Below are 12497 nucleotides of genomic sequence, written 5' to 3' on the forward strand. Positions count from 1 at the left end.
GATGCTGACGCATCCTTTTTTAGTTTAGAAGTTCACCGAACAAATCAAAAAGTCTATCTAACTCTTCAATGGTGTTGTAATGCATACAACCAATACGCACCACACCCCCTTTGTCCATCACACCTAATTGCTCACATAGGCCCTGCGCATAAAAGTTGCCATCCCATACACACACATGATGTTGCCCTAAGAACTCTGATACCTTACGCGGCTCAAGACCTTCGAATGTTAATGCAAAAGTCGGGGTGCGCTCAGAAAGACGTGTTATATCGTCAATACCGAATAATTTGATCTGCGGAAATTCCGCAAGTCTAGTCAAGAAATGCTGGCTCAAAGTCATCTCATGCGCTTTGGAATGAGCAAAGGCTTGTTCTAGTCTCACTCTTAATGACTCAGACTCTGGTAATGCACTCAAAGAGGCAATGTATTCAATCGCGGCGATTACGCCCGCTAACCCCTCAAAGCTTTGTGTGCCCGTTTCCCAGCGACCCGGGATCACATCTTTTGCAGGCTCCACTTTATAGGGTGTAAAGCCTTCAAGGTGTTCACGCTTACCATAAACAATACCGACATGTGGACCAAAGAATTTATAAGCTGAACACGCTAAGAAGTCGCAATCTAATGCTTGTACATCAATCAGTTCATGCGGTGCAAAATGCACGGCATCCACATATACCAGAGCACCCACTTCGTGTGCCATAGCAATGATCTTCTTAATGTCATTAATAGAGCCTGTGGTATTTGATGCATACGTCACCGCAACAAGTTTAGTGTTACTGTTAAGTAACGACGCATAGTGATCCAGATCCAGTGTGCAATCAGATTCATTGATGCGCAAAGCATGCACTTTGGCACCTTTATCTTCTGCTGCTTGACGCCAAGAAGAAACATTTGAATAGTGATCTGCGTTGGTCACGATTACTTCATCTTCAGCTTGCCATTGCCTTGATATTGCACGACTAAAACTGAATGTTAAGCTCGTCATATTCGCACCAAAAACAATTTGCTCACTGCTTGGCGCATTAAGCAGCTGTGCAACTGACTGCCTTGCACGGCTCATTAGCTCAACCGTTTTATCGCTCGAGAAAAACGCACCTCCTAGGTTTGAATTAAAATAACCTAGATATGCAGACATTGCACTTAAGACCGACTGCGGTACTTGTGAGCCACCCGGGCCATCTAAAAATATTGGTGAAACACCAGAAACTTCCTGCATTAAAGCGGGAAACTGACGGCGGATTGGCATTAAGTTCATGTGGACCTCTTTATGCTGTAAATACAAAACAATCTAAGTAGCCAACTTGGTCGGCATTGAGTTTATTCATCGGTGTGGCGTTATGCCAAACTTCACGATCATTCACAAGTGCAAATAGGCCATCTTTTATTTCCATCTTAAAACAAGGCTCCGCTTCTTTGTTTTCATAAACAAGAAGCTCGCCACCAGCAATGTTTTCATGAGACACGCCACATACACATACATGGTCAAAACCATCTTGGTGAATGCCTTCTGGTGCAGGAGGTGTATCGCTCTCTATTGCCAACATTCTAAACTGATGTACTTCAATATCTGTATCGTCTGCAACACCGGTCATTGCTTTAAACTCAGACAGCAGATGCTTAAAACCATCGCTCTGCAATAACTCCGCCTCTAAGTTTTCATACACGCGTTCCACATTGCCTTGAAAGTGGTTAATCGAATCATCTTGTACGAATGCCTTTGTTGGCTGGATAGACACATTACCTTCGGCAAACTTCAATACGGAGTAACGGCGTTTACGAAATGCACCATCAGCATAAGGGTTATCTGGCAAACGCGAAAAAAACGGTTTAACTGAATCAATATGTGATTGTTGAATAAAACGAAGTTGAAGCAAATTCTGGTTGTTTACTGCTGTCATGCTTACTCTTGCCTGTAGATGTAAAATTGGCAGAGATCTTAATCTATTTGGATGGAAATTTTGATTTTGAATAACTTGTTTTTATCAAAAAACAAGAATAAATATACCCTATAAAAATATATGTTAGATTAAAAATGCCATTTGTTTTAAATTTAGTAACTGAGGTATCCAGACCTCAGCCACTCAAGATTGCGTAATCAAGCATAAGCTGTGCATGATTATTTATTGCAAAAACTGTATTTAGTAAGAATAAATAGCGTAACTCCCGCACAATCGTACGCCTAATACGCTAAAGTGTCCCCTTCACCGCAGCCAATTGCTCAACGAAACTAAGATGACGTAAATCGCCCAACCCTGCTTTTTCGGTCAACGCTAATAATTGACTTTCAAATGTCAGAAGCTGCGCTTCCACTTGATTATTTTTTAGTGCACTTTTACGCATCACATGTTCTTGATACAGGCTTTCCACTCTCAATACCTGTAATTTAGCTAAGCGGACTTTATCTTCTATTTGCTCGTAATCACGTACATTATTTTGGATGTACACTTTGGCATATTCACTGGTATTAACTGCATCCTGTACAACACTTGGTAAAACTTTTGCCTTCGGTGATGTCTCTATCACACGTAATTGCGACTTAATTTTACCTAAGTAATGGCGCTCAACCGCGCTTATCTCTAATGCAGTCATGTGCGCATTGAATTGCTCTAAGCGTGATTCCACTTCAGGTTGCTGGCCATTAACCAACATGGCTTTAAATTTTTTATGGGTATCACTAAGCTTGCGATATTGCTTAGGAAAGTGCTCTTTGGCAGCAAACTTGTCTAGCACTGCAAAGTGAGAGCGCACAGGTTCCAGTACTGATAATATTAATTGCTTTGCCGCTTGCGCACCCGCGACCAGCGCTACGACTTCTTGGCTAAGCGTAATAATCTCACCACTCACCGTTTGAGAAGAGAAAAAAGAGGCGCTATCAAGCGCTTCAAATGGTTTTGCTTTCAAGCCTGCGAAGTTTTTTTCAAGTTCACGCCACTCCTTTTGTGCTTTTTCAATTCGTATACGATCGTATTCCACCAACGATTCCACATTGGCTAAATACATCGCCTGTTGCGCTTCCTGATATGCCGCATCGGCACGGTCATATGCTGCTTGCACTTGCTCATTTGAAGGTGAGGACCCACCAAATGATTGAACTGAATCTAACGTTTTACACCCTGTCATGTTTAACAGCAAAGCCCCAAAGACTATGCCAAACTTCATGCGCATCAATAGCTCCATTGTAATCCTGCGGTCAAAGAAACATTAGTATACTCTATTTCAGGAACACGCAAACGTCGACCATTCACTTCTTCGGTCACAGTATCCCTTTCTTTGTAATAAGCATCGACCCCAAACATAACTGCAATATGCTCAACCAATTGATATCTAACACCAGTTCTTGCCATCACGCCCCAACCATTAAAGCTGTCTGTTAATGTGGTTGTCTCAAACTGGGTATTCTGAATACGACTATATACGGGGGTGCTGAGCTCGCCTTCAATATACCAACTTAATTTGTCTGACGGACGACTCAACTTGCTGTCATATCGCGCACCTAATGTTGCCAACACACCCATTTGATCTTCTGTGACCGAAATGACAGGCACCAAAGATGCAGGATTGTCTTGCAATACATCATCACCGTCTTTTGTTTGTCCGGGTAAATCAAAACGCGGGACAGGGTCACCTTCTTCTCGAGGCAATGCTTTTAACGCGTCGTCAAACTGCGTCGCACCTGGATTTACAAACTTAAAGTTTGATCGTGTAAAACTCGAAGTAAAAATTTTCATCCCGACAGTGAGCTGCACTGCACGCTGATAATTATACGCTGCGGTAAAAGCCAGTTCGTTCGCTTTGACCTTAAAATCATTTTGCTGGATAGCCCCAAAGTCTTTTAACGACCAGGTTTCTTGGTCTATTTCTGTTGAGATAGTCGCGGCGCTTCCAATGTAGAAGCCCCAATCTTCATCGATCCCAGTATAGGATAACTGACGTACTGCAGGATTAGACACGGAGATAGACTGAGATAGCTGACCGAACCCAGCCACATCAGCCAACGATTCACTGTAATCAATACTTTCAAACCCCAAACGAACTTCACTGAAGGAAGGAAGAGGTGCAGCGGCAAGCGAGTAGCTGCTAAACAAACCCAGCAAGGCAAGTGTGTATTTCATGGCTTTCCCCGATAATGTTATTGTCTTGTATCACAAGGCACAACATTACTACCCCTTGCTTACAGGCCGATAGAGACGTGTTTACACTGATGGCTCACATCAATGAATGATATAAACATTAGTACAGACGTCTTTATAGTCAAGGACATAGATAGGGATTTACCGTAAAAACAAGATGCGCTGAAACACCTAAAACAGGCTAAGAAAGCTCGCAAATCACGAGCCTTTTTAAGGAATTAGATAACTTGCTGAATGATCACGCTGTCCGCTTTTTTGGTGTAATGCGACATTTTATGGAAATTCAAATAGCGATAGGTATCCGCAGCCGTGGCATTCACTTTTGCCGCGTAAGTTTGATACTCATCAGGCGTAGGAAGCCTACCGATAATAGCAGCAACCGCAGCCAGCTCAGCAGACGCTAAAAAGACATTGGCCCCCGTGCCTAGACGATTTGGAAAATTACGTGTAGAAGTAGATACCACAGTGGCTTTGTCTGCCACTCTCGCCTGATTACCCATACATAAAGAGCAGCCCGGCGTTTCTATTCGCGCACCTACACGACCATAAATCCCATAATACCCCTCATCGGTTAACTGATCTCTGTCCATCTTGGTTGGCGGGGCTATCCACATCCGAGTAGGGATCTGTCCACTGAAGTTGTCTAACAACTTACCAGCTGCACGGAAATGACCTATATTGGTCATGCAAGAGCCAATAAACACTTCGTTGATCTCTTCATTTTGCACCCTCGATAATAGCCGTGCATCATCGGGATCATTGGGCGCACATAAAATGGGTTCTTTAATGTCATTTAGATTGATTTCGAGCACATGTGCATACTCAGCATCCTGGTCAGCCTCCATTAAATGTGGGCTTTCTAACCATCCCTGCATTTTTAAGATCCGGCGCTCTATGGTTCGAACATCACCATAGCCCTCAGAAATCATCCACTTCAACATCACAATATTTGAGCGTAGGTATTCTTCAACTGATCTCTGTGACAACTTCACAGTACACCCAGCTGCAGAGCGCTCAGCAGACGCATCCGACAACTCAAACGCTTGCTCAACCGTTAAATGTTCCACACCTTCAATTTCCAGAATGCGGCCAGAAAACGCATTGACTTTGCCTTTTTTTTCAACCGTCAATAACCCCTGTTTAATTGCATAATAAGGTATAGCATGCACCAGATCGCGTAATGTGATCCCCTTTTGCATCTCCCCTTTAAAACGCACGAGAACAGACTCAGGCATATCCAATGGCATAACACCTGTCGCGGCAGCAAAGGCGACCGCCCCAGAACCTGCAGGAAAAGAAATCCCCAAGGGGAAGCGAGTATGTGAATCGCCGCCTGTCCCCACTGTGTCAGGTAAGAGCATACGGTTGATCCAAGAATGGATGACACCATCTCCTGGGCGCAATGACACCCCGCCTCGATTCATCATAAAATCCGGTAAAGTATGGTGTGTATTGACATCTATGGGCTTTGGATAAGCAGAGGTATGACAAAAAGACTGCATGGTTAAATCCGCTGAAAAGCCCAAACAAGCGAGATCTTTCAATTCATCCCGTGTCATCGGTCCCGTGGTATCTTGCGAGCCAACTGTGGTCATCGTCGGTTCGCAGTATTGTCCCGGCCTAACCCCAACAACTCCACACGCTTTACCTACCATTTTCTGTGCCAGCGTATACCCTTTGCCTGTGTCGTTCGCTTGCGCTGACTTTTTGAAAATGGTTTCCGCTTCTAAACCAAGCGACGCACGAGCTTTGTCTGTTAAACCCCTGCCAATGATCAGGGGAATGCGACCTCCCGCACGAACTTCATCTAAGATAACTGTTGATTTCAAGGTAAACTGTGACAGTACCTCATCCGTGCCAAAGCGTTTAACCACCCCCTGATAGGGATAAATATCAATTTGATCGCCCATGTTGAGCTTTTCAACTGGCAACTCAATAGGAAGCGCACCAGAGTCTTCCATGGTATTAAAGAAAATAGGCGCGATTTTCCCCCCTAAGCAAACACCGCCGACCCGTTTATTCGGCACATAAGGGATGTCCTCACCCATAAACCACAACACTGAATTGGTGGCAGATTTTCTCGACGATCCTGTACCAACCACATCTCCAACATATGCCAGAGGAAGCCCTTTACTTTTCAGTGACTCTAATTGAGATATAGGGCCTATTTCACCGCTTTTATCCGGTGATATTCCGTCTCGATCCAGCTTTAACATCGCAAGCGCATGCAGTGGAATATCTGGGCGAGACCAGGCGTCAGGCGCCGGCGATAAATCGTCGGTATTGGTCTCCCCATTGACTTTAAACACAGTAACAGAAATTTTTTCGGGCACTGCAGGTTTTCGTATAAACCAGTCAGCATTGGCCCAGGATTCGAGCACCTGTTGCGCAAATGCATTACCGCTCTTAGCCTTTTCTTCTACATCATAAAACGCATCAAACATGAGCAATGTGTTGGATAACCCTTTAACCGCGATGGGGGCAAGTTCGGGCTTATCTAACAGCTCCACCATAGGCGCAATATTGTACCCCCCTAACATGGTGCCTAATAACTCAACCGCATAGGCTTTTGATATGAGCGGTGTTGACGCTTCTTCTTTTGCTACCGCAGCTAAAAAACCAGCTTTAATATAGGCGGCATCATCTACGCCCGGAGGAACACGATTCACCAATAAGTCTAAAACAAATGCCTCTTCTCCTGCGGGGGGAGATTTTATTAAATCAATTAAATCGGCTGTTTGCTGTGCATCTAACGGCTTAGGAACGATCCCTTTTGCCGCGCGCTCTTCGATATGGTTTCGATATTCTTGAAGCACGGTAATATCCTCTTGGTGACGTGTTTTAATAAGCATTTTAGTTGGTTTGTTGATAACTGCTTATCTTTTAATCTAACCATTTGATTATGAAAACTTGCCACTAAGATGAAAGTCTTGCAAGTGGTGGACTCAAAAGATACCGATTATTATTTTGTGAATATTAAAAGAAGGCTGGTGCGGGTAGATAAGTGACTATTTTTAAGTTTAAATTATGGCTGGACAACAAGGGGTTATCCAGCCCAAAAAGACGCTATCTTTTCACTTTTACCCTCTCTACAGATATCACCTTCGCCTCAACACGGCGATTAGCAGTGTGCGCTTCTTGTGTATCTCGGCTATCCATCAAACGTTCTTCACCGTACCCAATGGTTGAAATACGTGATTGAGCGATCCCTTTTTCAACTAACTGTGTAGCAACCGCATCTGCGCGCTTTTTAGATAACCACATATTGTAATCAGCCTTACCCAAGCTTGAGGTATGACCTTCAAGCACTACCGAGGTTTCTGGGTGCGCACGCAAGAATTCAACCACCGCGTTTATGTCATCCAAATACTGCTGAGACACCTGAGAGTTATTATTCGGGAAACGCACCAATAGACTAACTGTGACTTCTTTATTTTCATATAAGCTACACCCAGCAGCATCTACCGCATCACTCATTGGTGTATTTGCACAACGGTCCTTTTTATCTAACACGCCATCACCATCACTGTCTTTTGGTTGTTCAGTGACCACAGGTTGAGGCGCAGGCTGCGGTGCAGGTTCTACTTTTGCGGGGCGGCTCTGTGAAGCACCAAACATGTAGTTAATACCCAGCTTCGCACCGACATCGGTATAACTGCGCTCTAGACCTTGATAAATCGCAGTCTCAAAATTAGCAGCAAAGTTATCCGTAAAGTGATGGCGATAACCAACACCTACATTGGCAAACAAATTGCTATCAAATATATCTATCGACTTAAGGCCTGCCAAGGCATAAAACGGACCGCCATTGAAATGATACAGGCCATCAATACCTAAACGGTCACCATCTTGAGAGCCTATACCTGCCCCTTCCAAATCGAAATCCATATCCGCATACTCGATACGCGCACTCCAATATTTGTTAAAGCGATAGCCTAGTTCAGCGCCCCATCCTGTGGAGTCATCAATACCTACACCGCCATTACCAACACCCCTGATGTTTTCCCAATCAGCATTGTAGTAATCACCAAAGACACCAAGGTAAACACCTTCTTCTACTTCTTTCGCATGTAAAGAAGCAGCCGCAGTCATTGCTACAATTACGCTTAGCATTTTAAGTTTCATCGTTTTTTCCCTCTAAAATCCAGACTTATTTATTTTGATAGCAAGATAATAGTAGTCGATGTCTTAATAATTACTTAACACAAAATAAGTATTTTTAGTTAAGAATTAAAGCTGAACCTAGCCTTGATGTCCGAATAAAACTTGATATAAGCCATCTTCTTCTAACAAGGTACGATGATCGCCTGATTGGGTAACGCATCCATCGTCTAATACGTAAATAATATCCGCTTGGCGAATCGCGCTCAGCCTGTGTGCAATGATCAAAGTAGTACGTCCATTTAAAAATTGATTTAAATTTTTATGAATACGTGCCTCTGTTTCAACATCCAGCGCCGAGGTAGCCTCATCCAATATCACCACCTTAGGATCTGCCGCAACCATACGAGCAATCGCTAAGCGCTGCTTTTGGCCACCAGATAGTTTTACGCCATTGCGACCAACAATTGCATCAAGCTGCCCATCCATACTTTTTACATTGTCTGCCAATTCCGCAATTTCCAGCGCGTGCCATAACTGCTCATCGGTACATGGCTTACCTAAACTTAAATTTTCCCGAATGGAAGAGTTAAATAAGATAGGCTGCTGTAAAACGGTGACAGCGTGCTCTCTTATTAAGTCATAACCAATCTTTTCGGCTGCTATGCCATTAATGAGTATCTCTCCCGCAGACTTTTCATAGAGACCAAGTAACAGTTGAACTAACGTTGACTTTCCTCCCCCCGACACAGCAACCAAGGCGACTTTTTTTCCCGCTGAAATCTGCATACTGACATCATGCAAAATAGGTTGACCTTCATTGTATTCAAAGCTCACATGATTGAACTCGATACCAATTTTGTCTGCATTGAACGCCTCTGCTGCGCTTTTTGTCGTACCAACATGGGATGTTTCCGTTTCAAAGTCCAACACTTGATTGAGTCTTTGTAATGCAGCTGAAGCGCTATAATATGAGTATTGAATACTGAGAATTTCTTGAACCGGCCCCATCATGAACCAGAGGTAGCCAAATACAGCAAAGATTTGTCCAACAGATAAACCAGAAAACACCACCATTAACATGGCAATGGCTCTAAAAACCTCAAACCCAAGCAAAAATACCGTGAAGCTTAAGCGATTTACCGCATCTGTTTTCCACTGGGACTGCACAGAGTGATACCTCAAGTCTTTTGCCGCGTTGAGCACATTGTCAAAATAGCCATGTTCACGGCGCATGGCTTTAAGTTGTGCAATGGCATCCAATGTCTCAACCAGTGCCGTTTGAAATGCCTCAAAGGCATTGTTTTTTTCTTTAGTCAGATGCTTAACTTGCTTACCAAATTGCCTAGAGAAATAAATGACAGCAGGGTTCAAGGTTAAAATGATTAACCCGAGTGTAAAGTCGATCCACAACAACACGATCGCGGTGCCAATGATTGTCAGTAAGCCGATCAGAAAGCGAGACATCGTTTGACTAATAAAACTGTCTAACGTCTCAATATCAGTCACACATCGAGAACTGATCGCAGCCCCGCCCTGTGTTTCAAACTCTTTCAGCCGCACCTGAGATAGGTGTCCAAGTAAGCGTCGGCGAATATTTAAGGAAACGTCTTTACCTATAATCGTGAATTGTCGAGACTGTGCTACACCAAGTAATAAAGCGCCAATGCGCATCAGCATAACGGCAACGAGAATCGCTAATATATACCCTGTTGGGCCATGCCAATTATCAGGTAACAGCCCACTCATGAACTCTACTGCAACACCCGGTTTTTCTAGCAGCACTTCATCTACAAGAAGTGGCATCATCAAAGGTATTGGCACGCTAACCAGTGCAGCTAATAGTGCAATTATATGTGCGTAAACAAGTGGCTTTTTATGCTTTAGCACTTGCCTCTGAATTTCTTTCCACGTCAATGGCCCTGTCATCTCAGTGTTTTGCATTTAAGTACCACAAAAAGTTTGATAGTGATTAGGATCAGGCTGTGACTTCAACCATTTTTCAGGATAAACCACATACTGATAGGGTGTGCTTAGCGCTTCTATCCAAGTATCGAGAAGTGTACTTTTACCTTGTTGATAATAGTCGCTAATAACTTCTTCAACTAAGTCATTGCGAGGAATAATTGCAGGATTAAAACGTGTCATCATCGCTGCAACCTGATCATCATCGTATTGTTCTGTCATTGCTTGCCACTTAACAAGCCATGGCTCTAATACGGCCGCTACTGGAAACTGTTCCTGTAGCTTATGCAATTTCAGCGCAGTTAAAGAGGCAAACGTATTTGTATAATCCAGCTCATGCTGAGTCATGAGTTCAAGCAACTCAGTGACTAATGTTTGGTCATCACTATGTGTTTGAAGTAGACCTAGTTTATTACGCCACAGCTGTTGGTAACCCTCATTAAAACGTTCCGAGAAATTCACCAAAATCGCTGAAAATCGTTCAATGGCAGGCTGCTCTTCCGTAAATAAAAGCAATAACGATTCAGCTAAACGGCCACAGTTCCAACTTGCCATATTGGGCTGTTGACCAAATGCATAACGCCCTTGCCTATCAATAGAACTAAATACCCGATTAAATGAAAAAGCCTCCATCATAGCACACGGGCCATAGTCTATCGTTTCACCATTAATTAAAGTATTATCCGTGTTCATCACACCATGAATGAAACCAACCTGTAGCCACTTCAGCATCAAATCACATTGCGCATCACAAACAGATTGAAAGAATGAATAAATATTTTCTTCACGGCTCTCTCTCAGCTGTAGACCCATATCTTTCATTGCCATTTCTAATAGCTGAGTCATCGCTTCTTCGTCTTGCTGTAAAGCAAGGTATTGAAAGGAACCAACTCGAATGTGACTGCGCGCCGTTCGAGCAACAACGGCACCTGGCAGGCTCCCTTGGCGATATACCGCTTGACCCGTTGATAACACAGCAAGGCAGTCTGTTGAAGGCACGCCCAAGCTTGATAAAGCACGGCTCATTACAAACTCTCTCACAGCAGGACCCAATGCACATAAGCCGTCCCCACCTCGGGAAAAAACAGTCGCTCCAGACCCTTTTAACTGAAGATCAAAAGCTTCTCCATTAGGCGTTAAAAATGACCCAATTAAATGTGCTCTGCCATCCCCCAAGGTTGGATTAAATTGACCAAACTGATGCCCTGAATAGGCCAAACATACACTGTGTGTATTTGGCAAAGGTTGTTGGCCTGATAAATATAAACACGCTGTCGCAGCATCCCAATTTAAGCCAAGCTGCGTGTTTAACGATAAATTAAACAGCACTAATTCTGCATCTTTAAAAGCAGTTGGTGCAGCAGGAACTGCAAACTGCTCGCCAATTGGTGTATACCTAGAATAAAACATAAATTAAGTACTCTGAATTGCGTTATCACCAACACTGAAGGCAATTAACTGACTAAGCGCCGTCATTGAAAAACCACTGTGATGTTGAAGCTCGTTAAAATGTTGCTGTGCCGCTTTTAACGACTTTAATGATTGTAGCCCACCATCAATAATGTTGTTTGCTCTTAGGTAGGCTTCTACATCTTTTGTTAATAGGAAGGTATCTTTACCGAGCGCTCGCAAGGCAAATGGCCCCGTATTACCGCCTAATCGGTTACCTTGCTTTTTAAGTAGTAACCATAGGTTGATAATGTCATCACTTGGCCAGTTTGCTACAAGCTTGCTGAATGAACCATGCGCTTGTTGAAGCTCATAAATCATATGGCAATTAATAGCGATACTCTGTACCTTTTTATAGTTGCGAATAATACGTTCATCTTGAGCACGCTGCTCATACATTTCAGGAGACATATAAAGAAGTTTATCAACAGAAAAATCCCAAAAAACTTCTCTAAATCCATCCCACTTTGCATTAACCACAGACCAATAAAATCCAGACTGGAAAATTTTCCGAGTAAACTCTTCTAACCACAGATCGTCACACAGTGCGCTTAATGTGCTTGCTTTACGTGGCTCAGCTAATAAAAGACGTAAATTAGATTCTCCACCTTTTCGTTCACATGCTCTGTCATAAATTTCATTAAATCGAGTCAAGATTTCCCCACTATCGTATTAGTTACAACATCATTATGAATAATAGTCTCACATATTGTGTCTACTAAACACACCATAGTTCTAGGGATATTTAATATATAGGTGTCGTCTGAACTACCTAGTGCAAAAGATTAGCGACAGCGAACGCAGTGAGTGCGCTTCTTTTGCGCAAGGTGATTATCGTGCAAAAGGCTAGCG

The 12497-nt window shown here is 43.3% G+C and carries 9 protein-coding genes; all 9 read right to left on the reverse strand.

Annotated elements, in window-relative coordinates; genetic code table 11:
• Window positions 1-19: 19 nt before the first annotated feature.
• The 9 genes from N473_RS12450 to N473_RS12490 all read right to left on the reverse strand — a co-directional run bounded on the left by N473_RS12450 (window position 20) and on the right by N473_RS12490 (window position 12299).
• The gene (locus tag N473_RS12450; RefSeq protein ID WP_063368182.1) at window positions 20-1255 is read right to left on the reverse strand and encodes a cysteine desulfurase-like protein; all 1236 of its coding nucleotides are present in this window, start codon (window positions 1253-1255) and stop codon (window positions 20-22) included.
• A 10-nt stretch (window positions 1256-1265) separates the two neighbouring features.
• Window positions 1266-1898 carry a 2OG-Fe dioxygenase family protein gene (locus N473_RS12455; protein ID WP_063368183.1) on the reverse strand — a complete coding sequence of 211 codons (633 nt, stop codon included), beginning with the start codon at window positions 1896-1898 and terminating at the stop codon, window positions 1266-1268.
• A 289-nt stretch (window positions 1899-2187) separates the two neighbouring features.
• Complete coding sequence (locus tag N473_RS12460) at window positions 2188-3165, reverse strand: hypothetical protein (protein WP_063368184.1); 978 nt, start codon at window positions 3163-3165, stop codon at window positions 2188-2190.
• The gene (locus tag N473_RS12465) at window positions 3165-4112 is read right to left on the reverse strand and encodes a hypothetical protein (RefSeq protein ID WP_063368185.1); all 948 of its coding nucleotides are present in this window, start codon (window positions 4110-4112) and stop codon (window positions 3165-3167) included. The genes N473_RS12460 and N473_RS12465 overlap by 1 nt, the downstream gene beginning before the upstream one ends.
• Window positions 4113-4348: 236 nt before the next feature.
• Window positions 4349-6946 (reverse strand): bifunctional aconitate hydratase 2/2-methylisocitrate dehydratase, encoded by a 2598-nt coding sequence (gene acnB, locus N473_RS12470; RefSeq protein ID WP_063368197.1) that lies wholly within the window; start codon window positions 6944-6946, stop codon window positions 4349-4351.
• 250 nt (window positions 6947-7196) lie between these two features.
• On the reverse strand, window positions 7197-8255 hold the full coding sequence (locus N473_RS12475) for an OmpA family protein (protein ID WP_063368186.1): 1059 nt from the start codon (window positions 8253-8255) through the stop codon (window positions 7197-7199).
• A 117-nt stretch (window positions 8256-8372) separates the two neighbouring features.
• The gene (locus tag N473_RS12480; RefSeq protein ID WP_081221138.1) at window positions 8373-10175 is read right to left on the reverse strand and encodes an ABC transporter ATP-binding protein; all 1803 of its coding nucleotides are present in this window, start codon (window positions 10173-10175) and stop codon (window positions 8373-8375) included.
• Complete coding sequence (locus N473_RS12485; protein ID WP_063368187.1) at window positions 10176-11606, reverse strand: protein adenylyltransferase SelO; 1431 nt, start codon at window positions 11604-11606, stop codon at window positions 10176-10178.
• Window positions 11607-11609: 3 nt separating this feature from the next.
• On the reverse strand, window positions 11610-12299 hold the full coding sequence (locus tag N473_RS12490) for a DNA-3-methyladenine glycosylase I (protein ID WP_063368188.1): 690 nt from the start codon (window positions 12297-12299) through the stop codon (window positions 11610-11612).
• Window positions 12300-12497: the final 198 nt, after the last annotated feature.

The sequence above is a fragment of the Pseudoalteromonas luteoviolacea CPMOR-1 genome (assembly GCF_001625685.1).
Taxonomy (GTDB): domain Bacteria; phylum Pseudomonadota; class Gammaproteobacteria; order Enterobacterales; family Alteromonadaceae; genus Pseudoalteromonas; species Pseudoalteromonas luteoviolacea_K.

What these genes read in the sequence shown, in the direction of transcription:
- N473_RS12480 (WP_081221138.1), bottom strand. Translation starts at nt 10,175, where the DNA reads ATGCAAAACACTGAGATGACAGGGCCATTGACGTGGAAAGAAATTCAG.
- N473_RS12455 (WP_063368183.1), bottom strand. Translation starts at nt 1,898, where the DNA reads ATGACAGCAGTAAACAACCAGAATTTGCTTCAACTTCGTTTTATTCAA.
- N473_RS12475 (WP_063368186.1), bottom strand. Translation starts at nt 8,255, where the DNA reads ATGAAACTTAAAATGCTAAGCGTAATTGTAGCAATGACTGCGGCTGCT.
- N473_RS12450 (WP_063368182.1), bottom strand. Translation starts at nt 1,255, where the DNA reads ATGAACTTAATGCCAATCCGCCGTCAGTTTCCCGCTTTAATGCAGGAA.
- N473_RS12460 (WP_063368184.1), bottom strand. Translation starts at nt 3,165, where the DNA reads ATGCGCATGAAGTTTGGCATAGTCTTTGGGGCTTTGCTGTTAAACATG.
- N473_RS12485 (WP_063368187.1), bottom strand. Translation starts at nt 11,606, where the DNA reads ATGTTTTATTCTAGGTATACACCAATTGGCGAGCAGTTTGCAGTTCCT.
- N473_RS12465 (WP_063368185.1), bottom strand. Translation starts at nt 4,112, where the DNA reads ATGAAATACACACTTGCCTTGCTGGGTTTGTTTAGCAGCTACTCGCTT.